Source organism: Pseudomonas leptonychotis, from assembly GCF_004920405.1.
Classification (GTDB): Bacteria; Pseudomonadota; Gammaproteobacteria; order Pseudomonadales; family Pseudomonadaceae; genus Aquipseudomonas; species Aquipseudomonas leptonychotis.
In genome coordinates, this window is sequence record NZ_RFLV01000001.1 from 1817107 (window position 1) to 1841095 (window position 23989).

At 58.0% G+C, this 23989-nt stretch carries 22 protein-coding genes; 17 read left to right on the forward strand and 5 right to left on the reverse strand.

From position 1 onward, the window contains the following. The first annotated feature begins 49 nt into the window (after positions 1–49). The 6 genes from D8779_RS08260 to D8779_RS08285 all read left to right on the forward strand — a co-directional run bounded on the left by D8779_RS08260 (position 50) and on the right by D8779_RS08285 (position 3766). Positions 50–484: a ferritin-like domain-containing protein gene (locus D8779_RS08260; protein ID WP_136663933.1), complete on the forward strand. Its 435-nt coding sequence runs from the start codon at positions 50–52 to the stop codon at positions 482–484. 78 nt (positions 485–562) lie between these two features. Next, positions 563–727, forward strand: a complete 165-nt coding sequence (locus D8779_RS08265; protein WP_136663934.1) for a DUF1328 domain-containing protein — start codon at positions 563–565, stop codon at positions 725–727. 12 nt (positions 728–739) lie between these two features. Then, positions 740–1147, forward strand: coding sequence for a hypothetical protein (locus D8779_RS08270; protein WP_136663935.1), 408 nt, complete (start codon positions 740–742; stop codon positions 1145–1147). Positions 1148–1728: 581 nt separating this feature from the next. Then, a complete protein-coding gene (locus tag D8779_RS08275; RefSeq protein WP_090241243.1) occupies positions 1729–1893 on the forward strand; it encodes a DUF1328 domain-containing protein in 165 nt (54 codons plus the stop codon). A gap of 10 nt (positions 1894–1903) precedes the next feature. Next, positions 1904–2362, forward strand: a complete 459-nt coding sequence (locus D8779_RS08280; RefSeq protein WP_136663936.1) for an inhibitor of vertebrate lysozyme family protein — start codon at positions 1904–1906, stop codon at positions 2360–2362. A gap of 174 nt (positions 2363–2536) precedes the next feature. Beyond that, the gene (locus D8779_RS08285; protein WP_136663937.1) at positions 2537–3766 is read left to right on the forward strand and encodes a nucleoside recognition domain-containing protein; all 1230 of its coding nucleotides are present in this window, start codon (positions 2537–2539) and stop codon (positions 3764–3766) included. A 35-nt stretch (positions 3767–3801) separates the two neighbouring features. On the opposite strand, the gene D8779_RS08290 is transcribed toward D8779_RS08285, so the two are convergent. Both D8779_RS08290 and D8779_RS08295 read right to left on the reverse strand, forming a co-directional pair. Next, complete coding sequence (locus tag D8779_RS08290; RefSeq protein ID WP_136663938.1) at positions 3802–4815, reverse strand: DUF5924 family protein; 1014 nt, start codon at positions 4813–4815, stop codon at positions 3802–3804. Between the two features lie 210 nt (positions 4816–5025). Then, positions 5026–5373, reverse strand: coding sequence for a VOC family protein (locus D8779_RS08295; RefSeq protein WP_136663939.1), 348 nt, complete (start codon positions 5371–5373; stop codon positions 5026–5028). 211 nt (positions 5374–5584) lie between these two features. Here D8779_RS08295 and D8779_RS08300 point away from each other — a divergent pair, with 211 nt between their 5' ends. Next, entirely contained in the window at positions 5585–6535 is a 951-nt protein-coding gene (locus D8779_RS08300) for an SDR family oxidoreductase (protein WP_136663940.1), read from the forward strand. A 6-nt stretch (positions 6536–6541) separates the two neighbouring features. Here the strand turns inward: D8779_RS08300 and D8779_RS08305 are convergent, their stop codons facing one another. Next, a complete protein-coding gene (locus D8779_RS08305) occupies positions 6542–7567 on the reverse strand; it encodes an AraC family transcriptional regulator (protein ID WP_136663941.1) in 1026 nt (341 codons plus the stop codon). A 193-nt stretch (positions 7568–7760) separates the two neighbouring features. Here D8779_RS08305 and D8779_RS08310 point away from each other — a divergent pair, with 193 nt between their 5' ends. The 10 genes from D8779_RS08310 (at position 7761) to D8779_RS08355 (ending at position 22131) form a co-directional block, all read left to right on the forward strand. Further along, the gene (locus tag D8779_RS08310) at positions 7761–8732 is read left to right on the forward strand and encodes a TAXI family TRAP transporter solute-binding subunit (RefSeq protein ID WP_136663942.1); all 972 of its coding nucleotides are present in this window, start codon (positions 7761–7763) and stop codon (positions 8730–8732) included. Between the two features lie 100 nt (positions 8733–8832). Further along, positions 8833–11388, forward strand: coding sequence for a TRAP transporter permease (locus D8779_RS08315; protein WP_136663943.1), 2556 nt, complete (start codon positions 8833–8835; stop codon positions 11386–11388). Between the two features lie 292 nt (positions 11389–11680). Beyond that, positions 11681–12199 carry an Hcp family type VI secretion system effector gene (locus tag D8779_RS08320; protein WP_090241257.1) on the forward strand — a complete coding sequence of 173 codons (519 nt, stop codon included), beginning with the start codon at positions 11681–11683 and terminating at the stop codon, positions 12197–12199. Positions 12200–12388: 189 nt separating this feature from the next. Then, positions 12389–14491, forward strand: a complete 2103-nt coding sequence (locus tag D8779_RS08325; protein WP_136663944.1) for a type VI secretion system Vgr family protein — start codon at positions 12389–12391, stop codon at positions 14489–14491. Further along, a complete protein-coding gene (locus D8779_RS08330) occupies positions 14488–17796 on the forward strand; it encodes a hypothetical protein (RefSeq protein WP_136663945.1) in 3309 nt (1102 codons plus the stop codon). The genes D8779_RS08325 and D8779_RS08330 overlap by 4 nt, the downstream gene beginning before the upstream one ends. 557 nt (positions 17797–18353) lie before the next feature. Continuing rightward, positions 18354–18950, forward strand: a complete 597-nt coding sequence (locus tag D8779_RS08335) for a hypothetical protein (RefSeq protein ID WP_136664465.1) — start codon at positions 18354–18356, stop codon at positions 18948–18950. Positions 18951–19028: 78 nt separating this feature from the next. Further along, positions 19029–19313, forward strand: coding sequence for a hypothetical protein (locus D8779_RS08340; protein ID WP_136663946.1), 285 nt, complete (start codon positions 19029–19031; stop codon positions 19311–19313). Between the two features lie 2 nt (positions 19314–19315). Next, a complete protein-coding gene (locus tag D8779_RS08345) occupies positions 19316–20377 on the forward strand; it encodes a hypothetical protein (protein ID WP_136663947.1) in 1062 nt (353 codons plus the stop codon). Beyond that, positions 20377–21438, forward strand: a complete 1062-nt coding sequence (locus tag D8779_RS08350) for a hypothetical protein (RefSeq protein ID WP_136663948.1) — start codon at positions 20377–20379, stop codon at positions 21436–21438. The genes D8779_RS08345 and D8779_RS08350 overlap by 1 nt, the downstream gene beginning before the upstream one ends. Positions 21439–21528: 90 nt before the next feature. Beyond that, positions 21529–22131: a hypothetical protein gene (locus tag D8779_RS08355; protein ID WP_136663949.1), complete on the forward strand. Its 603-nt coding sequence runs from the start codon at positions 21529–21531 to the stop codon at positions 22129–22131. Here the strand turns inward: D8779_RS08355 and D8779_RS08360 are convergent. Beyond that, positions 22121–22741 carry a hypothetical protein gene (locus D8779_RS08360; protein WP_136663950.1) on the reverse strand — a complete coding sequence of 207 codons (621 nt, stop codon included), beginning with the start codon at positions 22739–22741 and terminating at the stop codon, positions 22121–22123. The genes D8779_RS08355 and D8779_RS08360 overlap by 11 nt on opposite strands. Next, a complete protein-coding gene (locus tag D8779_RS08365) occupies positions 22738–23988 on the reverse strand; it encodes a peptidylprolyl isomerase (protein ID WP_205895791.1) in 1251 nt (416 codons plus the stop codon). Before D8779_RS08365 ends, D8779_RS08360 begins: the two co-directional genes overlap by 4 nt. Position 23989: the final 1 nt, after the last annotated feature.

Consider the following 23989-nt stretch of genomic DNA (forward strand, 5'->3'; position numbering starts at 1 on the left):
CTATTTTTGAGGCGGTTATCGCCGCCGTTACAGCCAGAGGAGAGTCACCATGACTGACAAAATCCAGCAACTGAACGACCTGATTGAGATTACCCGTGACGGTCAGCGCTTTTATCAGCACGCCCACGATGAAGTGAAAGATGTGCGCCTGCAGGCTCTGTTCCGCGACATGTCGCAGAGCAAGACCGAGCTGATCCGTGCGCTGGCCGTGAAGGTGAGTGCTAATCAGGAGAAGCCAGCCGCTGGCGGCACCATGGTCGGCAAGTTGCGCCAGATGTATGCCGACACTAAAGCCGCGCTGGTAAGCGACGAAGAGGCCACTTATGTGGCGCAGCTTGAGGAAGCGGAAGACCGCATCCTGCACGCCTTCGAAGATGCGCTGAAAGATGCTGATCCAGACGTGCATGCACTGCTCGCGACGCAAATGCCGACCGTGCGTGCTAACCACGACCGTATGCGCAACATCAAACAGTCCATGCAGTAAGGCACTTAGGGGCGCGGCCTGGCCGCGCCCCTTAATGGCTGCGCTTAGGGCGCGGTTCGCTAAATAAGGAGAGTCATCATGTTGAGTTGGGCCATTACCTTTCTGATCATTGCCATCATCGCTGCAGTACTGGGCTTCGGTGGTATCGCGGGCACTGCAACCGGGATCGCCAAGATTCTGTTCCTGGTCTTTCTGGTGCTGTTCATTGTCTCGTTCATCATGGGCCGTCGCCCACGGGTGTAGGAGCATATAACCATGCAACCCTTCAAGGCGCTGCTTGTCGCCCTGGTATTGGGCGGCAGTGCGGCGGCTTCGGCCGCCGGCAACAACTCACAGTCGTTGACTGTTGAACCTACGCTTGAGCAGGCACCTGTTCATGCTCAAGCCTGGCCTGCTATTCGCGCGGTCGAGCATGCTTGGCCCCAATGGATGCACAACCTCACAGGTACGGTGCTGGTCTTACAGGGCGCGCGCCACGATCTAAGCGGCTGCCATGCGCCGCAATGTACTCAAGTTTCTGGGCTGCCCCAGCCTATGTCAGCGACTTTCGGCACCTATCAGCAGGCGGCACAACAGCCATCCGCTGCGCCGCAAGCCCGCCACGCTAGTTTGCCTTGGCAAGCACAGCCTGATGCGCGGATGCCGCAACGTCTGAGCTTCTGAGCCTCAGCGCCATGTTCCATTCCTTCCCTTTAGCCGATGGGCAGAGCGCGTAGCGTTTGCCTAGCGCTTATCCGGCCTATTAACGGCAACCTTGCATAGCACGTGTCTGCTGTTGGCCAGTCGGCTGCAGCGCTTCACGCTCACTCCATGTGTTTTTACCTACCGTTGTCCTCGTGCATTGAATTGCATGGGTAGCCGAGCCTGTGCCTGATTGAGGAGCAACGTCAGTGGGGCGATGTGCCCGTGCAAAGGTGGCTGTTGCAAGGTGCATGACGTGTTGTGCAGGCATATGGATAGGCCGGCAGACTTCGGTTGCGGTGGGTACGCCGCTGTAAGGATTCATGCAAGTTGCATGATGAAATGGTCTCGATCATGCAGCTTGCAAGTGACTCGCTTTGTGGGTGATTCGTAAGTCATTGAAATATAAGTATTTTATATCTAATAAAAGCTGGCACGGTGCCTGCAATAATCCTATTACGGTTGCTCCGGTAACCCTGCTACAAACCAGCGAGGGCGTCTGTAAGCCCTTTCGTTCTGCCACAGCGCATTTGCTGGGGTGTGTTCTACATAGGAGTATCACCATGTTGAGTTGGGCCATTACCTTTCTGATCATCGCCATCATCGCTGCAGTATTGGGCTTCGGTGGTATCGCCGGCACCGCAACCGGGATCGCGAAAATTCTGTTCCTGGTCTTTCTGGTGCTGTTCATCGTGTCGTTCATCATGGGCCGCCGCCCACGTGGATAGAGGAGCTCCCATGACCATTAAGACGCTGCTTGCCGCCCTGATGCTGGGTGGCAGTGCGGCGGCTTTGGCCGCAGACACCGATGGCCAATTCCGCCTCAATGAATTGCTTTCCAGTGACCCGGTTTACCAGCAGAGCTGGCAGGAGCTGGTGGAAGACGAAAGCCGTTTGCCGGAATGGGTGATGAACCTAAGCGGCCTCGCCACCCCGATGCTGGGCCTGGAGGACGACGGTGACAAGTACCTGGTTGGTCAGTTGTGCGAGGAGCAAAACTGTTTCAATCAGCGCCTCTACGTGGCCTTTAGCTGGGACAAGGAAGACGCCTATGCGCTCTACGTGCAGCTGCCAGACGGGCTGCCGACAGACAAAGCGCCTAGCCAACATGCCAGCTTGCGCTGGCTGGGCGACCCGGACGAGGCCACTCAGAAGCTGCTGCTCGAACAGCTGAAAAGCGACCCGAACTGGTACTAAGCATCAGCGTGCTTGGCGCGTACCCAGCCATGGCTTGAGTACGAGCGAACTGCACACATGCCCCAACGGGCATTGCTCACTGCTGTAACGCTCCCCGAGTAGCCTTGCGCTGCTCCTTTGCACCCCAGTATCACCAGCCGCGCTATTATCCAGCCCACTGACAGGGGGATAAGTATGCTGAACGGCTTGTGGCTGGGGTTTTTTTTGGTGGCGGCTATTGCCGGCTTGTCGCGCTGGTTGCTCGGCGATGATCCAGGGGTATTCGCCGCCATGGTCGAGAGCCTGTTTGCCATGGCCAAGCTCTCAGTCGAGGTCATGGTGCTGTTGTTCGGCACATTGACTCTATGGCTGGGCTTGTTACGCATTGCCGAAAAAGCCGGTCTGGTCGATGCCTTGGCGCGGTTGCTCGGCCCGCTGTTTGCTCGGCTGATGCCTGAGGTTCCGCGCGGCCACCCAGCCCTTGGTTTGATTACCATGAACTTCGCCGCCAACGGCCTGGGGCTGGACAATGCCGCCACGCCAATTGGCCTGAAAGCCATGCGCGCCCTGCAAACCCTTAACCCCAGCAGCACCACGGCAAGCAATGCACAGATCCTGTTTCTGGTGCTCAATGCCTCATCGCTGACCCTGCTGCCCGTGACCATCTTTATGTACCGCGCCCAGCAAGGTGCGCCTGATCCAACCCTGGTATTTTTGCCGATTTTGCTGGCCACCAGCGCCTCGACGCTGGTCGGCTTGCTGTCGGTGGCAGTGATGCAGCGGCTGCGGTTGTGGGACCCGGTGGTGCTGGCTTACCTGGTGCCCGGCGCGCTGGCGCTGGGGGCTTTTATGGCGCTGCTGGCCGGCATGTCAGCCACGGCGCTGGCGGCGCTGTCGTCACTGGCGGGCAACCTCACCTTGTTCGGCATCATTCTGCTGTTTCTGCTGATGGGTGCGTTGAGAAAGGTGGCGGTGTATGAGGAATTTATCGAAGGCGCTAAGGAAGGCTTCGATGTAGCCAAGAGCCTGTTGCCCTATTTGGTGGCGATGCTCTGCGCAATCGGTGTGCTGCGCGCATCTGGTGCGCTGGCCTTCGGCCTGGATGGGATTCGCTGGCTGGTTGAGGTGATTGGGTGGGACACACGCTTTGTCGAAGCCTTGCCTACGGCCATGGTCAAACCCTTCAGCGGTAGTGCGGCGCGCGCCATGCTGATCGAAACCATGCAGACCCAGGGTGTCGACAGCTTTCCGGCACTGGTTGCCGCCACGGTGCAGGGCAGCACGGAAACCACCTTTTATGTGCTGGCGGTGTACTTCGGTGCGGTCGGCATCCAGCGTGTGCGCCATGCTGTGGGCTGCGCGCTGCTGGCCGAGTTTGCCGGAGTCGTGGCAGCGATTTCAGTGTGTTATTGGTTCTTCGGCTAGGCCGCTAAACCGGGCGCGCGGTTTAGCGCGTCGGCTTACTCGGTGACCTGAAAGCGCAGCACGCCAATCATCTGTCCCGCTTCAGTCAGCACCTGCACCTGCCAGCGGCCCACGGCGTCGGCGGGGAAGTTTTGTTTGTGGGTCCAGGCGCGGTAGCCCTTTTTGCGCCCGCCGTGAATATCCAGCGCGATGCGTTCAATCTCGTGGCCGTTGTGGCGCCACACATGGTAGATGCGCTCGTTGAGCCCGCGTGGTGCATTGATGGCGGTGTAGGCATACAAGCCCTGTTGGTGCAGCTGCTCATCGCTGATGGTTTTGAGTGGGTCAACCGGAGCGCGTTCTGCGTTGTTCATTTCGGTGCTGACGGCCACCTCGGTCATCCAGAGCGTGGCTGGCGGCACCCAGATGCGCGCCAGCCAACCGCCGCCGCCCAGCACGGTCATCAGGCCGACCAGTATCAGCCAGCGCCACCAACGCTGCGCGGTAATCACGGTGTGCAGCGACGGGAATGACAGTACCACTGCTGCTGCCAGCGCAAGCTGGTAGCTCTGCGGCGTAGTCAGTTTGAAGATGATCGGCAGCGCCGTGAGCAGCAGCGCAAACAGTGTGAGGGTGTGATAGGCGAGAAATAGCCAGCGTCGGTTGGCCAGCCATTTGTAGTAAAGCGGGTCAATGATCGCGACCAGCGCGGCCAGCGCCAGCAGGCCGCTGAACATTACCTGGCCGCTGTTCCAGGTGGTGGTGATAAAGAAGAACGGCAGCACAAAGAATAGGCTTTCCTGGTGAATCATCTGCGTGGCGTAGCGCAGCAGCGGCGGTGGCAACTCGAAGCCAAACCACTTGGAGATGCGCTCGCGCAGGATGTTTTCCAAAATCAGCCACAGCCAGCTCACCAACATCACCAATGCCAGCACTTGGGCCAGTTCGGCCTGACGTTTGACCAGCAGAAAACTTGCTAAGCCCGAGAAAAATCCGAAGATCGCAACGACACCGGGGTAGCGTTGCGCCAGGGCGATAAGCTTGGAAATTGACTGTTTCCAGGTGGACATAGATTGACTCGGTTAGAACCTATTCAAAGCCTCGCGAGAGGGCGTGGTGCAAGGTAAGAACAGGCGAGAAGGCGGAGTTTACTGGTGTAAGTAAGCATTACTGCGTCACTCGCCTTTCGGGCCACGCTGAAGCACGTTAGCCGCAAGCGGTTTGCTGCGCCTGGCTTTAATCCAACAGGGCCAACGCACGGCAGGCACTGGATGTGCCTCTTACTCCGACCACACGGCCAGGCGATTGTTACTGGGATCGAGGAACTCGAAGCGGCGGCCACCCGGAAAACTGAAAATCGCCTGAGTGATCTGCCCGCCAGCGGCGGTTACCTGACCGCAAACCGCCTCAAGATCGCTGGCATAAATCACCACTAACGGGCCATTGCCCGCTGTCACCTCGGTGCTAAAGCCACCACTCATGCGGCCATCGCTGAAACTGCTGTAGTGCGGGCCGTAATCGGTGAAGGCCCAGGCGAATACCTGCTGATAGAACTGCTTGAGAGCGGGCAGGTCGATGGCTGCGAACTCGATGTAGTCGATACGCAAGTTCTGCTCAGCTTGGTTCATGGTTGAGGTGCTCCGAGAGCGGTCTGGTTGCAGAGCATAGCGCGGCCGGCAGGTAAGAGCGCAAGGCGTTGGCGCCTTTGGTCATCTCGGTTGGCCTGCGCTGCCACTTCGGCGGCGCACCGTGCGCAGTAGCCTGCAGTGCGGAATACAGTCGAGAAAACCGCAGCCGTCGCCCCGTGGCACAACGGGCAGGCCGCGTGTGGAGAAACTTATGCGTGTATTGATCACCGGCGCTGCCGGTTATATCGGCCAGCAACTGCTCAATCAATTAGCCGTGCAGCAGCCGCAGTGGATGCTGATTGCCGCCGATATTCGCCCGCAAAATCGTGCAGGCATGAAGCTCAATGTCGAGCCGGTGCAGCTCGATATCAGCCAGCCGGCGGCGGTAGAAAACTGCATAGCCACCTGGCAACCGCAGGCGATTGTGCATCTGGCTTCGGTGGTCACGCCGCCGCCGGGCATGAGCGAAGCGCAGTTGCATGCCATTGATGTGGGCGGTACTCAGGCGCTTATTCAGGCAGCGCTGGCGCATGGGGTTGAGCAGTTGATCGTCACCAGCTCGGGCGCCGCTTACGGCTATCACCCGCAGAATGCCGCGTGGCTGGATGAAGACCAACCGTTACGTGGTCATGCGCATTTCGCCTATGCCAAGCACAAGCGTGAAGTGGAACTGCTGTTGGCGGAGGCGCGGGCGAGTCACCCGTCACTCAAGCAGCTGATCCTGCGTCCCGGCACCATTCTCGGCAAACAGGTGAACAACCAGATCAGCGAACTGTTCAAGAAGCGCGCGGTGCTGGGTATTCGCGGCAGTGACAGCCGCTTCGTGTTTATCTGGGATCAGGACGTGGTGGACATCATTTGCTGCGGCCTGCGCGATGGACGCGAAGGGATCTTCAACCTGGCCGGTGATGGCGCGCTGTCGCTCAAGGAGATCGCCGAACTGCTCGGCAAGCCTTACCACGCGCTACCGGCCGGGTTGATTCGCGCTGCGCTGAGCGTACTCAAACCCCTAGGCCTGAGCCCTTATGGTCCGGAGCAAGTGGACTTTCTGCGTTATCGCCCGGTGCTCAACAACCGCCGACTTAAACAGGAGTTCGGCTTCAGTCCGCGTTACAGCTCGCGCGAGGCATTTCTGGCGTTCTTGCGGGCGCAGGGTATTTAACCGCCGTTAACCCGCTTTCTGCTGGGCGCGATACTCACCTGGCGTCAGCCCGGTCCATTGGCGAAACGCGCGGAAAAACACACTGGGTTCTGAGTAGCCCAAGAGCAGCGCGATTTCGGCCGCTGGTAAGGTGCCGCTGCTCAGGTGTTGCTCGGCCAGTTGCTGGCGGGTGTCATTGAGCAGCTGTTGATAGTTGCAGCCCTCTTCGGCCAGGCGCCGTTGCAGGGTGCGTTCACTCAGGTGCAGATGGCGCGCCAGTTCGCTGCGGTCCGGCTCCCCCCGCGCCAGCTGCTCGCCCAGCAACGCCACTACCCGCGCACTCAGGCTTTCGCTGGGCAGGCGTGCGAGCAGCGCTTCAGCATGCTGGCGCAATAGGTTTTGCAAGGGCAGGTTGCCCTGGGTCAGCGCGGCACCGGCCAGGTGTTTGGGCAACACAATGGCGTAGTCGCTGGCGCCGAATTGCAGCGGGCAGGCAAAAACGTGGGTGTAACTATCGAGGCTCGGCGGTTGCGCATGGACGAACTGCGCACGCAGCAGGTGCCAGTTATCCAGCAGCGGGTGAAACATCTTCACCCAGCCGGCCATCAGTGCCAGCACGCGGGTGCGTGTGACCGGCAACTCGGGATGCAAGGGTTGGTAGAGCAGGTGCAACTCATCGCCGTGTTCATGCAGCTGAATTTCACCGCCTTCACCAGCTAGGCGTTGGTAGCGCACCCCAGCAAGCAGGGCATCACCCAGTGTTGGGCTGCTTTGCAGCAGATAACCGAGCACGCTGAAGGTGGCGGGAGCGAGGTGTTCACCCAGCGCCAGTCCGGGTTCGGCATGCTCGATACGACTCAGGCATTGCCACAACTGTTCCTGTGCGGCGAAGGGAATACGCGCATCGGGATCATTGAGCAGCTCTTCACTCAGCCCGCATGCACGGATCAGCTCATTACGTTCCAAGCCTAATTGGCTGGCTGCACGCAACACCGCGAGGGTGACGCTGGCACTGACGGAGGTGTGCGGTGAGTCGAACGGGTGTTTGGCCATTCAGTAAGTTTGCCCAAAGCTGTGGCTCAGCGGTAGCGCTAAAGCGTCTAGGCTGAGTGTGTGGATAAATACTTGGTTACTCGCTGGCTAAGCATTACTCCGTGCAACTTATTTCTGAGCCGTTAGACTCTCGCCTCCGGACGCACTCAAAAGGTGCGCTCGGCTCAACAATAAACAGAAAAGGAGAACTCCCATGAAAGGTAAATCCCTGGCATGGGCCCTGTCGGCTGCACTTGCAGGTATCACCCTGAGCAGCGCCGTACAGGCCGAAGAGCAATTCGTCACCATCGGCACCGGTGGCCAAACCGGCGTTTATTATGTAGCCGGTCAATCGATCTGCCGTTTCCTCAATCGCGGTGCTACTGAGCACGGCATCAAGTGCAACGCACCCGCCAGTGGCGGCGGCGTGGCCAACGTCAACGGTATCCGCAGTGGCGAATTCAATTTCGGCATCATGCAATCGGATCACCAATACAAGGCCATGAAAGGTGTCACACCGTTCGAGAAAGAAGGTGCGATGGATGACATCCGCGCCGTGTTCTCGTTGCAGAGTGAAGTGTTCACTATCCTTGCGCGTCGCGACGCCAACATCACCACCTTCGATGACCTCAAAGGTAAGCGCGTCAACATCGGCAACCCAGGTTCCGGCCAGCGCGACACCCTTGATGAAATCATGCAGGTCAAAGGTTGGGAGCGTTCCGTGTTCTCCCTGGCCGCTGAGCTGAAGCCGGCAGAGCAGGCTTCTGCCTTGGGCGATAACAACATCGATGCGATGACCTACTTCGTTGGCCATCCAAACGGCGCGATCCAGGAAGCCACCACCACCACCGACGCGGTACTGGTGCCGGTGACCGGTGCGGAAATCGACAAGCTATTGGCTGAGAAGAGCTACTACACCAAGGCTGATATCCCAGGCGGTGTGTACAAGGGCAACGACAAGCCGACACCATCGATTGGCGGCAAAGCGGTGCTATCCACCTCGGCTAAGGCCAGCCCGGAAGTGGTTTACCAGCTGGTTAAGTCGGTGTTCGACAACATTGATCGTTTCAAGCGTCTGCACCCTGCATTTGCTGACCTGAAAGAAACCGACATGATCAAAGTTGGCCTGAGTGCGCCGTTGCACGAAGGTGCTGTGCGTTACTACAAAGAGCGTGGCTGGTTGTAATCAGCCGGCTCTGCTGAGCTAGCATCTTTAGATAAGCAAACCCGCAGTCGTGAGGCTGCGGGTTTTGCCGTTTCCGTACCCTCGAATGCAGGTTCGACCCATGCATGACAAGCAACTGTCCACCGAAGAACTGATTGCCCAGGATGTCGGTGCGCGCACCCCGCTGGGTGCCATGGCCCAGGTGATCACCGGCCTGGCCCTGCTCTGGTCACTATTTCAGCTGTGGATCGCTTCACCGCTGCCATTTATCGTGGGTGTGGGTGTATTCAACGACACCGAAACCCGCTCTATCCACCTGGCATTTGCCCTGCTGTTGGCGTTTCTCGCCTACCCGGCGTTTAAGAAATCGCCGCGCGATCGGGTGCCGTTGCTGGATATCGCCTTAGGCCTAGTCGCTGCCGCCAGCGCCGCCTACCTGTTTATTTTCTACCAGCAGCTGGCTTTACGCCCCGGTAGCCTGACCACGGCGGACATGCTCACCGCCTGTATCGGCATACCGCTGCTGCTGGAAGCCACGCGCCGGGTGCTCGGCCCGCCGCTGGCGATTATTGCCCTGCTGTTTCTTATCTACAGCCTGGCTGGGCCCTATATGCCTGGGCTGCTGGCGCACCGTGGGGTCAGCATAAATGCGCTGGCTAACCACCAGTGGATCACCACCGAAGGGGTGTTCGGCATTGCCCTTGGGGTGTCCACCAGCTTTGTGTTCCTGTTTGTGCTGTTCGGCGCCTTGTTGGATCGTGCCGGCGCCGGGCATTACTTTATTCAGCTGGCCTTCAGCATGCTCGGGCATTTCCGTGGCGGCCCGGCCAAAGCCGCTGTGGTGGCGTCGGGGTTGACCGGGCTGATCTCCGGCTCGTCGATCGCCAACGTAGTGACTACCGGCACTTTCACCATCCCGATGATGAAACGCACCGGCTTCTCGGCGGAAAAGGCTGGCGCTGTGGAAGTCGCCTCCTCGGTGAATGGCCAGATCATGCCGCCGGTGATGGGCGCGGCGGCTTTTCTGATGGTCGAGTACATCGGCATGCCCTATGTCGACATCATCAAGCACGCGTTCCTGCCGGCGGCAATCTCCTATATCGCCCTGCTGTATATCGTTCATCTGGAATCGCTCAAGCTCGGCCTGCAGCCGATTGGCGGCCACCAACCTAAGCCCTGGCTGCGGCGCCTGACCGGCTTTGCCTTCGGTGCCGCGATGATCAGCGGCCTGTCGCTGGCGGTGTACTACGGCCTCGGCTGGCTCAAGCCGGCATTGGGCGATTTCGCTTTGCCGGGCATCGGCGCACTGCTGGCACTGGTTTACCTCGGTTTGCTGAAAATTGCCGCCAGCGTGCCGGTGTTGCCCGCCGAAGACCCCGACGCACCGCTCGACAAACTGCCACAAACCCGCGCTGTATTACTCTCCGGCCTGCACTTTCTGTTGCCGGTGGTGGTGCTGGTCTGGTGCCTGATGATCGAGCGCTTGTCCCCAGGCTTGTCTGCCTTTTGGGGCAGCGTGATGCTGGTGATCATCCTGCTCACGCAGCGGCCACTGCTGACCTGGCTGCGCACCGATGGCACGCATGCTCACGGCTCGTTTATGGATGGCGTGATCGACTTACGTGAAGGCCTGATTGCCGGTGCGCGCAACATGATCGGCATCGGCATTGCCACGGCAGCCGCCGGGATGATCGTCGGCGCGGTGTCGCAAACCGGGGTTGGCCTAGTTTTGGCCGATCTGGTTGAGCTGCTGTCGATGGGCAACCTGCTGCTGATGCTGGTGCTCACCGCGATTTTCAGCCTGGTGCTGGGCATGGGCTTGCCGACCACCGCCAACTACATCGTAGTGTCCAGCCTGCTAGTGCCAGTGATCGTCACCCTCGGCCAGCAGAATGGCTTGATCGTGCCGCTGATTGCCGTGCACCTGTTCGTCTTCTACTTCGGCATCATGGCCGACGTGACGCCGCCGGTGGGGTTGGCCTCGTTCGCCGCTGCAGCGGTGTCCAAGGGCGACCCGATCAAGACTGGTATCGCCGCGTTCTACTACAGCCTGCGTACGGCGATTTTGCCGTTCCTGTTTATCTTCAACACCGACCTGTTGTTGATCGACGTGGACTTCTGGCATGGCGTGCTGATCTTCATCATTGCCACGACGGCCATGCTGATCTTCGCGGCCGGCAGTCAGGGCTTCTTCCTGGTACGCAGCCGCTGGTACGAGAACGTCATGCTGCTGCTGGTTGCCTTCACCCTGTTCCGCCCGGGCTTCTGGATGGACATGGCACACGACCCTTACCGTGACATCCCGCCGGCACAACTGGCCCAAGCCTTGGGTGACGTTGAGGCGGGCAGTCAGCTGCGCTTGCGCATCAAAGGTGAAGACGCAGTAGGCGATGCGCGTGAATTCAGCCTGCTGTTACCTGTGCCTGAGGGCGATAGCGGCGAGGAGCGCCTGCAGAAGCTGGGCCTGCTGACCTATGAAGAGGGCGACAAGGTGCTGGTCGACAGCGTGACCTTTGCCAGCCCGGCCGCCGAAGCGGGTTTGGAGTTCGATCAGCAGATTCTTAAAGTTCGCGCGCCTACCCAGCGTATGACCAAAGAGCTGATGTGGATTCCCGGCTTCCTGCTGTTTGGTCTGGTGGTCTGGTTGCAGCGCCGCCGTCGCGCCCGCGAGGCGTGAGCCATACAGAGCGCTGCGCAGTATATTGCGCAGCGCTCTGTGGGTAAGTGTGTGGATAAGCTGTTAATCACCTTTGTCTGCGGGCTTGTAAGCACTCAGGCAACTTATTGCGCAAGGTTGCGCAATAAGTTGCGCAGATTTAAGTGATCTGCCGCACAGTCGCTTTCTAGCTTGATGGCTAACCCTTATAAATCGTTGTTTTATAAGGGTTTTATTTTAATGGCACGCTTATCGCTCTAGGGAGGGTTCCCGGATCACTGCAGATCCATGACCCAAGGCAAGGAAAGCACTCATGCCAACTCCCGCGTATCTGTCCCTCGAAGGCACCAAGCAAGGCCTGATCACCGCCGGCACCTTCACCGAAGATTCCGTCGGTAACATCTTCCAGGAAGGTCATGAAGACCAGATTCTGGTTCAAGCCTTCAACCACCAGGTCATCATCCCGCGTGACCCACAGTCCGGTCAGCCGACTGGCCAGCGTGTACACAAGCCGCTGATGATCACCAAAGTCTTCGACAAATCCTCGCCGCTGATCTTCAACTCCCTGACCTCTGGCGAGCGTTTGAACAAGTGCCGTCTGGAGTGGTACCGCACTTCCTCCACTGGTACTCAAGAGCACTACTTCACCATCGAGCTGGAAGATGCCGTGATCGTTGACGTGCAGTCGCGTATGCCGAACTGCCAGGATCCGAACATGTCTCACTTCACTCACCTGGAAGACGTGTACTTCACCTACCGCAAAATCGTCTGGACCCACGAAGTCTCCGGCACTTCCGGTTCTGACGACTGGCGTACCCCGATCTCCGCCTAAATACAGGCTGAGTTCGTACGCTCCGCACCGGCCAGGCATCGTCCTGGCCGCTGCGTTTTTAGTGAGACCTGTTTCGCCAAACGCTGACAGGCATCGCGAAAAAGCACGAGTACGCACGGCTACCTAGGCCAGGCCTGGGTTAAAACTGCGCAGTGGTTTGATTCATGGACGAAACAAGAGGAACAACGAATGTTCGCCGCCGCCAACCAGACTCATTTCAGCCTGAGCATCGAAGGCGTTAGCCACGATCTGCAGGTGCTCGAATTCAGCGGCCGTGAGGCGATCAGCCAGCCCTTCGAGTTTGAACTGGAGTTGGTCAGCGAACGCCCTGATCTCGACCTGGAAAGCCTGCTGCACCAAGCTGCTTTTCTGGTCTTCAACCAAGCCGGCAACGGCATTCATGGGCAGATCTACCGCGTTGCCCAAGGCGAGTCCGGCAAACGCCTGACCCGCTACCATGTCACCTTGCGCCCGCAACTGGCCTATCTGGCGCACCGCACCAACCAACGCATCTTCCAACACCTGACGGTGGAAAAGATCATCAGCCAAGTGCTCGAAGAGCATGGCATCCAGGCCAACGCCTACCAATTCCAACTCGGCTCGATCTACCCCGAGCGCGAGTACTGCGTGCAGTACGACGAGACCGACCTGCACTTTGTGCAGCGTCTGTGCGAGGAAGAAGGTATCCACTACCACTTCCAGCACAGTGAGCAAGGCCATGTATTGACGTTCGGCGACGATCAAACGCCGTTCCCCAAGCTGGCGCCAACCGCCTACCAGCAAGACAGCGGCCTGGTCGCCGATGACCCGGTGATCAAACGTTTTGGCGTGCGCGTGGAAACCCGTACCAGCCGGGTGACCCGCCGCGACTACGACTTTGAAAAACCCAAACTGCTGATGGAAGCGGACGCCAAAAGCGCGTTCAAACCCGACCTAGAGGATTACGATTACCCTGGCCGCTTTGTCGACCGTGAACGTGGCAAGCACCTCAGCCAGCGCGCGCTGGAACGCCATCGTCACGACTTCGAACAGGCTCAAGGCGATAGCGACCAACCGCTGCTGGTCAGTGGCCACTTCCTCGCCCTGACCGAGCACCCACGCACCAGCTGGAACGACCTGTGGTTGCTCACTGAAGTCAGCCATGAAGGCAAGCAGCCGCAAGTGCTGGAAGAGTCAGTCACCAGCCATACCGAGGTCAGTGACGGCTTCCAGCAGGGCTACCGCAACCACTTCCGCGCTACCCCCTGGACGGTGCTCTACCGCCCAGCGCTCAACCACCCGAAACCGCGCATCCTCGGTAGCCAAAGCGCCGTGGTCACTGGCCCGCCGGGTGAAGAAATCCACTGCGACGAATACGGCCGGATCAAGGTGCAGTTCTTTTGGGACCGTGAAGGCCAAGCCGACGATAAAACCAGCTGCTGGCTGCGCGTCAGCTCCAGCTGGGCCGGCGACCGCTACGGCGGCATCGCCATCCCACGGGTCGGCATGGAAGTCGTGATCACCTTCCTTGAAGGCGACCCCGACCAACCGCTGGTCACCGGTTGTCTGTACCACGCCGAACACGTGGTGCCCTACGACCTGCCGGCGAACAAAACCCGCAGCCTGTTCAAAACCCTCAGCAGCCCCGGCGGCGGCGGTTACAACGAACTGCGTATTGAAGACAAAAAAGGTGCCGAACAAATCTACCTGCACGCCGAGCGCGACTGGGACGAGAACATCGAGCACGACCAGAAAATCCGCATCGGCAACGAACGCCACGACACCGTTGAAGCCAACAGCTACAGCGAATTCAAAGCCGAAGAACACCGCACCACCCACGCCGACCGCAAAAGCGAAGTCAAAGCCAACGACCACCTTACCGTCGGCAACAACCAACACATCAAGATCGGCACTGGCCAGTTCATCAATGCCGGGCAGGAAATCCACCTTTCCAGCGGCCAGAAAGTCGTGCTCGAAGCCGGCAGCGAACTCACCCTCAAAGCCGCCGGCAGCTTTATCAAGCTCGACGCCAGCGGCATCACGATGGTTGGCCCGATTATCAAAATCAACTCAGGTGGCGGCCCAGGCAGTGGGTCGGGGGCTGCGCCGGTATTGCCGGTAATTCCCAAACCCGCAGATACCGCACCAACCGGTGAGCGAACCGGCCAGGCGCAGGTTAACTCGCCTGTACCCATTGCGGTGTTACCTGCGAAGAGCCGCGAAAAGGGCCCTGAGCAGCTGATCGTTGACGTATGGGGCGATCCGGCCATGGGCGGGCAGGTAGAGCTACACGACCCGGAGGGTGACGTATGAGCGAGCTCAAGGACGAGAGTATCGAGCAGGGTACCCGCAAGCGGACTGAGTACGACAACGCACGGCGTGCCCAGCTGACTATCAATCTCACGCGTACAGATGGCGGGAAGCTGCGCATACCCATCGCGTACAACATGCGCAGCCATGAGGAAGAAAAGGACATCCAGCAGAATACATTTCTGGCAATTGTGCCCCTGGCCCGTTTACCTGGTAACGACCAATACGACAAAGCACCCAAAGGTGGCTTGCCTCGCCCTGGTCGTATATACGTTTTCCAGGATGGCAAGCTCTGGCGCGAGCTGCTCTGCGACGGTAAAGGCAACCTGAGTGACGTCGATGTCGGTTATTGGCGAAAACAGGCGGAGCAAGGCCAGTTTGCTGATGACCGTTCAGCAGCATGTACGCCGTTGTCGCTGATCTTAGTGCCCATGCTGCTCCAGGGGCATTTCGTGGGTAATGACTACACGATGGCCTACAGCGAGTTGCCCTGGACCTGGGAGTACATCACCTGGCTTGAGGGCAATAGCAGCCGGGTGCAAAAGCGACTCCAGTCCTTCGGCCCTGCGTGGTCTGCGGCTGTAGCCGGGGGTGAGCAGTGGCGCACGACGCAGGCCATGCCAATTGTTGTCATCGACAAGCATGCCGAAGGACTTCGCCCGCGCGACTTCAATGTTGAAAGCGCGTTGGCTGACCCGGCTACGTTCACGCCGTCACTGGCAGCCATTCCGCCCACTGAATGGGTCGCCAAGCTACAGAGCACACTTACTGAGTTGGCAGGCCATGATAAAAGCGCACCTCCCGCGCCACTTCCGGCGATCACCGCTGCTGTCGACGTGTTTGCTGAAAAAGCCATGCGCGGCTACCCCAAGCTGGTGGGGTTGATACTTCACGATCCGCTGTTTTCGTTGCGCCATGCAACTGCACAGGCGCGCCAGACGGAGTCTTACCTGCTTGCGCTTAACGCCCTGGTACCGCACCGCCCGAATGGCCGCTATGCACAGTTGGTTTACAGCACGGTTATGCAGAAGGCCGAGAATCCGCTGTCGAAATTCCAGGAATATCTGGATATCAACGAGTTGAACAAAGCGGTATTCGTGCGAGAGCGACACGAAGCCCGCGAGCACTTGGAACTGATGCTCAAACGCTTAGTGGGGATATTCAACAACGACTTGGCCGTGGTGCTTCAAGACTGGTTGTTCAGCCACGATGAGCGGTTATTGGAGCCCTATGCCCTACTGGCAGAGGCACTGGACGCGTTGGGTAAGAGCCCGGTCCAGTCTGACGCGCTGTGTGTCGACGCCATGGGCCGGGAGTTACAGCAGAGTATTGGCCGCTTAAGTCAAAGCTTGCTGCAGGGCAAGCACGCCGTTACCCGCTCCATTCTGGTGACGGATGAAAACAGCGTGCCTGAACCGGTCAAGCGTTTGCAGGCTCTAGCCGCCACGGGGCGCCAACCAAAGCCAGAACGCATGGGGCTAAGCAGCTTATTGCGGGTGGTGGATATCGAACCAGAGGACACCGATCGCGGCCTCGTGTTTAAAAACGTGCACGCCCTGATCAGCGATCTAATGGATACCTTCTCTGTCAGCGTACTCACTCACCTTCAGCGATTGAACAGCAGTGGTGCGGTCATGCAAGTCACCTTCAACCGACTGTTCGCACCGTCGCTGGGTGCGCTGGACAAACTGTCATCGAAATGGAAGGGCTTACAGTTGATGACGGCCGCCGAGGCCGAGGCTAAGCACTTCAAGATTCTTGGCAGCAACAGCGGCGGCTTGCAGTCCGGCCTGACGCCCGCCGAGCGCACCACCCTGAGCCGGCAGAATTATCTGTACGGCAATATTCTTGACCACGAAGAACGTGTGATCGGCTCCAGCAGCCCTCGCCAGCTCGATAAGGTGCTGCAGAATCAAGGCAAGGTCACCTTGATCGTCGCCCCGGATGACCACCCCGAGGTGCGTAAGTACCGCGCCTGGAAGGAGTATGTCGCGCGTAAAGTCGATACATTGGCTAGAACGCCGAGTATGCCGGTTGTGGCTGTGGCCTGCGCGCTATACAACTTGCAGGCGCAACGCGATGGCATGAGAGGGTTGATTACTGAAGGGCTGGAAGGGAAGGGGCGCTATCAGGCTGGAATAGTCTCAGCGGTCACGGATTTAACTGTGGCGTTGGGCAACCTCACCAAGCCTATGCTTGGTGTGGAAAATAGTTTGGTGCAGGTGCTAGAGAAACAACTATTTGATACATCGAAGATTTCTAAGCGTTGGGCCGCAAAACTGATAGAACAGACTGATAACGCAAAATTACCAGCGCTGCGCACGTTATCAGGTGTCGCCATGCTTTTCACTACGGCCTTGAGTGTGTGGGATGCTAAGCGTGCTTGGCAGCAGGGAGACATGGATGCAGCGTTGGCCTATGGCGTTGCCGCCAGCGGCGGGGCGGCCTGGACTGCTTATGCTTGGGGTATGGCAATCAACCCGTTCGTACTGGGCATCGGTGCTGTACTTTTTATCGGCGGAAGTATTGTCGCCGGCTGGCTGGTTGACAGCGATGCAGAAGCGCTCCTAAAAAATGGCCCCTTTGGGCGTGAGCATGGCCAAGTGGGGCTGCTCGATGGCTTGCTGGGGGACGACAAGCGCTTCGCTCATTTAGCCGATTCGCAGGTTGCCTACACGCAGCTGTTGGGCATTCTCGGCAAACCGCGGATTCAGGTATCTCGCTTCGCCGAGTGGCTGCGTCAAGCACCGGCCCCTCAGCGGGCACGGTTGCTGCGCCTGAATGCCGAGCGTGAAACACGTTTCCCCTCATCGAGTGCGCAGTGCGTTCGTGCAAGCGCTCAACCCTTAGAGGGAGAAGACTGGGTGGTGACCGTGCACTCACCGCTGCTTGCCATGTTCCAGCGCGAGCAGGACTTTCAGCTGCATGCGGTTGAGCAATTGGCTGTACTGCCGCTTACGGGGGTGTTCAACGTGGAGCGAGTCGAGCCTCGCCCAATCGGTGAGGCCAAGGTGTCGGCCATGCCATTGGATGATGCCAGCGTGCTCTATGTACTGCCCAAGCAGTACCCAGTGTTGCAACTGACGCCGCTGCAACGCCGTGGCAGTCAGGTTACTCAGCGCCTCAAGGTGTTTGCCCAATTTCACCTGGGAACCCCCACAAACCTTAAGCAGTACGTGGTTCTGCCACAGTCTAGCCCGAAGCGCTGGCTGCCCTACAACGCGTCGTATCGCCAGTTGCCACAGCAGCAAGCCCAGCCGGGTGAGGTACCCTACTGGCAGATCGAAGTGGCGGAATTTAAAGCATGAGCATGCAGGAACAAGCAATGGCATACGGCCCAGGTGCCTATCGCGCTCAGGGTCTCCCCAGCGTGCCGCCGCCGCTACGTGAGCAAGGCGGGATAGTCGATACGCCATTGAGCTGGGGGCACTATGCCGGGCTGGATTCGACTGTTGAGGTGGAATATCAGCTGAGCAGTGAATTGCATAAAGTATATGAGCGGCAAGAGCAGGAGGGGCGTGACAATAATATATTCTGCGACGCGCAACGTTGGCGTTTTGAGAATACCAGCAAAATTCCTTATTTGCTGTTTCTTGTGAAAATCGTAAGCGCTAGTTTTCCATTTTTAATTTGGACGACGATTATATCTATGCACCTAGATACCTCAATGATAGTGATTTTTATAGGTGTGGCTTTATGGTTTTGCACGACCATTCTATTTGGTTCAAACAAGCAAATATATGCTTACCTATTACTAGGTGCTGGCGCGCTGGCTACATCCTTAACCATTGTATGGAGTCAGGGCGCTTTTTTGGGTTACTGGTCTGAGCAAACGGGGTTCTGGCTCGGCATGTTTTTATTTTTTATGGCGCTAATCGGCGCCGATGCCTTGCTTTGGTTGTATAGCCGTTTCTATGAACACGATGGCAGTGAGTTCAACCGCCGTGACGGTATGTTGAGAATCGCGCGGCGCCTGCGCAAGCCTTTTGTCGCGCCGTTCTACGAATTCGATCCGGTCATGCAGCTGCAAGTCACCCCCCATGGCGGGCACGACTATGTGCTGTGGTTACACCATCGCTATAGCGCGACTAAAGTCTGCCTGGCCAACAAGGTGCACAGCCTGGGCCTGGATCACGCCAACCTGCTGGCGTTCTGGGACACCCTGCAGCGCTATATGGACGTTGAGCAATCTCTGCCTGACCTGCCTATTCTCGAGCAGAGTCGCCACCTCGACCCGCTCACCGCCGCCCATGACGCCGCTCATGCACGGCCGCCGCGCCGTTGGCGCGATCTCAACGTCAACAGTTGGGTAACTAAAGACGCTAAGCAACTCAGGGCCAAGTTAGCGGACTACCCCTGGCAAAAACAGCCGTGCATCCTTAAGGCCAAAATCGACCCCGGCCTGAGTATCGAAGCCTACTACCGCAGCCAGGAAGATAAAGGCATTCATGTTTCGCTTTAGGCAATGGATTCAGGTGATTTCTGTCGGTCTAGTAGGGTAGTTGGGGCGTGCGTAATGACCCCTTAGGCCCAAAAACCAGTGGCCCAGCGCCCTTGGTCCAATGGTTTAGAGCTGTTCTTCAACAGCCCGGCCACGACCAGCGCCAGCCAAATGGGCGCGTTGCTCAGCACCACCTACAGTTGGGCGGTCAAAGCGCAGTTCCAGTTGGCCGAGTCAGGGGGCCAAAGCTGGTATTTTCCTGCCCCTGCGCCGAAAGCGCTCGTACCGATCAGCGAAGCTAAAAAAGCGCCTGACTTCAGCAGTGCTGAGCAGCCGTTCTGGGCCAGCGAGCAAACCCATAGCGCACCGGATAATACAAAGTGACCATGGACAACACCTACTACGCCAACACCGCCTATAACCCGGTGCACATTCCCCAGCAGCCAGCCTCGGCCGAGCGTTCTTGGCTAGGTAAGTTCGCCAAAACGCGTTTGCCCTGGGGCCGTACCCAGGAAGTAGCACCGGATCACTTCTTGAGAGATGACACCCCAGAAAGCCTGCGCTTCTGGGAGCAGGTCGATAAAGAGCGTGATGAACAGAAAGCACTAGGCACCTATAAACCCAAACCCTTCGAAGGCGTTGATCTACATGGTGGGCTCGACCACGAGCGCTTTCGTTATGCCCTCTTATCTAAGCGCTCGCATTTTTGGATGTATTTATGCGGGGGGGGGAGGTTTTTGTTCTTCCTAGGCACTGCTCTTTTAATATTTGTTTATATAACTGAGCTGTGCATTGTTGCGGATGCCACATGGCTTGAAACAGCAGTTTCATTCCTTTCAATGTTTTATATTCTTTCCGTTTTTCCGCTTGCATGCTGGTTAATTGGTTCGTTGGTTATCAATAAATTCCCCCGCTTATGGTTTAAGCCTTCTCGCGGACCTATCTGGGAACTCAATCGCCGCACCGGCCTGGTCACAGTCTTCGACTACGACAATAACGGCGAATATAAAAAGAACGGCAGCATCGGTGAAATCACCGCGCCTTTCTATGAGTTCGATGCCTATATCAGCACCGCGCCAGACCGTCAGGGCTTGCCGATGAACTTTCTCTATCTGGCCCATCGCTACCGCGACATCACCATCAATTTCAGTTCGCTGATCGCCCCCGACCGCACACCCGAGTTGCCCTGCGCGTTGTGGGATTTTTTGCAGAACTATATGGACAGCAGTCGTCCGTTGCCAGAGTTGCCCTGCTTCGAGAAGTATCGCGCGCTCGACCCGATCACCGCGGCCCACGACCAGCAAACGGGGCGCAACCCGCGATATTGGATAGACATGGACGACGCGGCCTTTGCCGCACAACTTGATGACATGTCCAGACGCATTAACGCCATCGACACCCTGAGTCGGCGCAACCTGATGGCCAAGCATGTTGCGTATGCAGACTAATGACCGAGCTCTACTACGCCAACACAGCCTATAACCCGGCGCAGATTCCCAAGCAGCCAGCCTCGGCCGAGCGTTCTTGGCTAGGTAAGTTCGCCAAAACGCGTTTGCCTTGGGGCCACACCCAGGACGTCGCGCCGGAAAGCATCCTTCAAGACCCCACGCCTAAGAGCCTGCGTTTCTGGGAAGAGTTCGATAAGAAAAAGGAAGAGCAAAAAGCCCTCGGCACCTATAAACCAAGACCTTTTGAGGGAGTGGATACGCATGGGGTGCTCGATCATGAACGCTTTCGTCATGCCCTCTTATCCAAGCGCTCGCACTTCTGGATGTTATTGTGCGGGGGGGGAAGGTTTATGTTTTTCTTCGGAACTATAATTCTAATTTCTGTATATATATCTGAATTGGGAATTGTGGCCGGTGCAACATGGTTTGAAACAGCAGTTTCATTCCTTTCAATGTTTTATATTCTTTCCGTTTTTCCGCTTGCATGCTGGTTAATTGGTTCGTTGGTTATCAATAAATTCCCCCGTCTATGGTTTAAACCTTCTCGCGGACCTATCTGGGAACTCAATCGCCGCACCGGCCTGGTCACCGTGTTCGATTACGACAATAACGGCGAATATAAAAAGAACGGCAGCATCGGTGAAATCACCGCGCCTTTCTATGAGTTCGATGCCTATATCAGCACCTCGCCAGACCGTCAGGGCTTGCCGATGAACTTTCTCTACCTGGCCCATCGCTATCGCGACATCACCCTCAATTTCAGTTCACTGCTCGCGCCCGACCGCACCCCAGAACTGCCTTGCGCGTTATGGGACTTTTTGCAGAACTATATGGACAGCAGTCGTCCGTTGCCGGAACTGCCCTGCTTCGAGAAGTACCGCCACCTCGACCCGATCACCGAAGAACACGACCAGCAAGAGGGGCGCAACCCGCGATATTGGATAGACATGGACAATGAGACCTTCGAGGCCCAGCTAAAAGAAATGTCCGGCCGCATCCACCTGATCGACACCATGCACCGCCCCAATCTGATGGCGCAGCATGTTGAGTATGTCGATTGATAGGCGACAGTAGGGTCAAAAGATAAAGCAGGAGTTTGCGGTCGAGTCGTGAAATCAGGTCGGTTGCACAAAGATGCTAAAGGAATGCCTATGCAGCAGAAACGGATTCGGCTCTTCGTTAATAACGTCCAGTTCACCGATGATGAGTTCAACCGGTATGAGCCGCTGGTGCGTCAGCCGAGTACTCACCAGGGGAAGTCTTTTTTGCTATGCGTTGTAACCCTATTTGGGTTGTTCATATTTGGCGTACTAACTGAGCGCGACTGGTTGGCAGGTATCATGTTAATTGCGACAGCGACTGTGCCATTCGTTGTTCTTTATTGGCTTGGCCGCGGCATTCCGGAAGACAAGGTCGAGGTGTACGCGGAGCAGGATGGGCTGCTGCTTACATTTGAGTGCGGCCGGTTTCCTGAGCTCAGCACGGATATCCGGGTGCCATTTACCGAGATCAATTCGCTCACTCTGGAATCAAAAGTGGTGCACGAAGGACGCCTAGGTACTCACCGCTGGCGGCAATATCGGATCCGAACGTCCCGCTCTGGCGAAACACCGCATCTATTGATCAACACCTTTCGGCCGATGCATTTGGTCCTGCAAGATCTCCAGCGACTATCTGCGCTGCCAGGTATGGCGCGGATCGACAAGCAGCTTGTGGCGCCCCAAGAAGAGCTCGATGCTCTTATCATTGAGTAGGCAGGGCGCCCGCTTTTTCTATAGATAGCTCCTCGTTCCTCAACAACTCCGGCCTTTCCCTCTGCAGTTTGCTCTGCAGCATTTCCAGCTGCTCCAGCGCCGCGCGCGCTTCGTCGAGTTCGGCTTGGTTGCGTTCGCCGGACTGGGCGGCTTGTTCGATACGTTCGCGGATAGCGGGGATCTGCTGTACGCCGCTGGCGTAGGCCATAAGTTGGTCGCGGGTTTGTTGGTCTTCGAAGGCACTGTATTGGGCCGGGTCGGCCAGTTGTGCGGCGGAGGCACGTTCGCGGGGTTTGAGTTGGCCTAGGACTGGGCTGCGTGGGTCGCCTTGGTCAGCCATGAGTTGGATCAGCATTTGCGCTTCCTGGGCATTTAATTGCGGCTCGTTGGTTGCGGCTTCTACCGGTTCTGCGGCTGGCGTTGGTGTGGCTACGGGCTGCTGCTGGGGCAGGCGAGTCGCGGGTATATCCGGCAGGCGGATAGGCGGGTTAAGCGGCGCTATAGCCTGCTGCGCAAGCGCTGGTGCAGTGTCGGCCTGAGGCATGCGCACAATCACGACAGTCACCGCCGTCACCACGCTGAGTAGGGCTATACCCAGCCAGCCTTTCATAGCCCTTGTACCTCGGCATTGCTCAGCAAGCTTTGCAGGCGGGCCTGGAACTCGCGGGCCAGTTGTTCCTTGGCCACGGCCTGGTTGACCTCGTAGCGCACGCTGGGGTCGCTGAGTGGCAATTGCTTGTCTTCACGCTGGCGCACTTGAACGATCTCGAACGCGCCGTCGATCAGCATCGGTTGGGAAATGCTGCCGGCTTTCTGCAGCAGGGCGGTTTTGCGCAGGAAATCCAGCTGTGCATCTTGCGGGCGAATCAGCCCCAGGTCGCCGGCCGGTGTACGGTTTTTATCCTCAGCGATTGAGTAGCTTTTCACCGCTTCATCGAAGCCAAGGCCCTTTTCTAGCTCGGCATAGACGCGATCAGCGCTGGCCTGATCAGCCAGGCGTATATGCGCGGCCTGCACCTGGGCGACGTTCAGGTATTGCTGCAAGTTGCGTTGGTAGTAGGCGTCGGCATCCACGTCGCTGATCTGGCGTGCGCGTTGGCGCAGGCTTTCGGTTTCGTGGTGGAAGTCGTTGTGCAAACCTTGCTGGTGCAGATACTTGTGGCGGATAAGCTTGTCGCGCACCAGTTGGCGCACACCGGCGAGTTCATCGGCACTAAAGCCTTTCTGGCCCAGTTGGTACCAGAGGTAGTCGCGCAGCGCTTGCTGGCGGACCTGCTCTGCCAGGTAGGCCAAATTGCCCTGTTGCAACTCAACCTGGCCTTGCACGTTATCGCCTTGGTAAAGCTGCAGCAGGTTGAGGCGTTGCTCGGGCTGCCCGGGGAACTGCCAGCTGATGAGCTGCACCTGAGCGGCATCGGCTTGTTGCTGGGCGCTCAGCTGCAAACTATCGAGTACCACGCCCTGTTGCGGCGCACTGAGTACCTGGTGCAAGCGCTCACTGCTGAGTGGCTGCGGTTGACGCAGAAACGGCCGCACGTCGTGGTCGAATTGCTTGCCGTAGACCTGTTCGATCAGGTTGGCGGATTCGCGCTCGACCAGCACATCGAGATCACTGCGGTATGTGCTGTTCAGTTCACCCTCAACCTCGCGTGCCAGCAGGTGGTTTTCCACCAGACCGGTGCGCAGTTGGCGTGGGTCGGTATTGAATTTGACCCGGCTCATGGCCTGCTCCAGCAGGCCGATGCTCTTGCCGGGCAGGCGTTCACCATCGATGCGCAAGTCCTGGCTGCCCAGGGCTGACAGGCAGATGCCGGTCAGCCCCAGTACCAGCAAACTGCGCTGGATTATCGCGCGCACC

What these genes read in the sequence shown, in the direction of transcription:
- D8779_RS08260 (WP_136663933.1), top strand. Translation starts at nt 50, where the DNA reads ATGACTGACAAAATCCAGCAACTGAACGACCTGATTGAGATTACCCGT.
- D8779_RS08295 (WP_136663939.1), bottom strand. Translation starts at nt 5,373, where the DNA reads ATGAACCAAGCTGAGCAGAACTTGCGTATCGACTACATCGAGTTCGCA.
- D8779_RS08285 (WP_136663937.1), top strand. Translation starts at nt 2,537, where the DNA reads ATGCTGAACGGCTTGTGGCTGGGGTTTTTTTTGGTGGCGGCTATTGCC.
- D8779_RS08290 (WP_136663938.1), bottom strand. Translation starts at nt 4,815, where the DNA reads ATGTCCACCTGGAAACAGTCAATTTCCAAGCTTATCGCCCTGGCGCAA.
- D8779_RS08300 (WP_136663940.1), top strand. Translation starts at nt 5,585, where the DNA reads ATGCGTGTATTGATCACCGGCGCTGCCGGTTATATCGGCCAGCAACTG.
- D8779_RS08280 (WP_136663936.1), top strand. Translation starts at nt 1,904, where the DNA reads ATGACCATTAAGACGCTGCTTGCCGCCCTGATGCTGGGTGGCAGTGCG.
- D8779_RS08345 (WP_136663947.1), top strand. Translation starts at nt 19,316, where the DNA reads ATGGACAACACCTACTACGCCAACACCGCCTATAACCCGGTGCACATT.
- D8779_RS08325 (WP_136663944.1), top strand. Translation starts at nt 12,389, where the DNA reads ATGTTCGCCGCCGCCAACCAGACTCATTTCAGCCTGAGCATCGAAGGC.
- D8779_RS08305 (WP_136663941.1), bottom strand. Translation starts at nt 7,567, where the DNA reads ATGGCCAAACACCCGTTCGACTCACCGCACACCTCCGTCAGTGCCAGC.
- D8779_RS08330 (WP_136663945.1), top strand. Translation starts at nt 14,488, where the DNA reads ATGAGCGAGCTCAAGGACGAGAGTATCGAGCAGGGTACCCGCAAGCGG.
- D8779_RS08275 (WP_090241243.1), top strand. Translation starts at nt 1,729, where the DNA reads ATGTTGAGTTGGGCCATTACCTTTCTGATCATCGCCATCATCGCTGCA.
- D8779_RS08350 (WP_136663948.1), top strand. Translation starts at nt 20,377, where the DNA reads ATGACCGAGCTCTACTACGCCAACACAGCCTATAACCCGGCGCAGATT.
- D8779_RS08320 (WP_090241257.1), top strand. Translation starts at nt 11,681, where the DNA reads ATGCCAACTCCCGCGTATCTGTCCCTCGAAGGCACCAAGCAAGGCCTG.
- D8779_RS08310 (WP_136663942.1), top strand. Translation starts at nt 7,761, where the DNA reads ATGAAAGGTAAATCCCTGGCATGGGCCCTGTCGGCTGCACTTGCAGGT.
- D8779_RS08355 (WP_136663949.1), top strand. Translation starts at nt 21,529, where the DNA reads ATGCAGCAGAAACGGATTCGGCTCTTCGTTAATAACGTCCAGTTCACC.
- D8779_RS08265 (WP_136663934.1), top strand. Translation starts at nt 563, where the DNA reads ATGTTGAGTTGGGCCATTACCTTTCTGATCATTGCCATCATCGCTGCA.
- D8779_RS08335 (WP_136664465.1), top strand. Translation starts at nt 18,354, where the DNA reads ATGGCGCTAATCGGCGCCGATGCCTTGCTTTGGTTGTATAGCCGTTTC.
- D8779_RS08360 (WP_136663950.1), bottom strand. Translation starts at nt 22,741, where the DNA reads ATGAAAGGCTGGCTGGGTATAGCCCTACTCAGCGTGGTGACGGCGGTG.
- D8779_RS08315 (WP_136663943.1), top strand. Translation starts at nt 8,833, where the DNA reads ATGCATGACAAGCAACTGTCCACCGAAGAACTGATTGCCCAGGATGTC.
- D8779_RS08270 (WP_136663935.1), top strand. Translation starts at nt 740, where the DNA reads ATGCAACCCTTCAAGGCGCTGCTTGTCGCCCTGGTATTGGGCGGCAGT.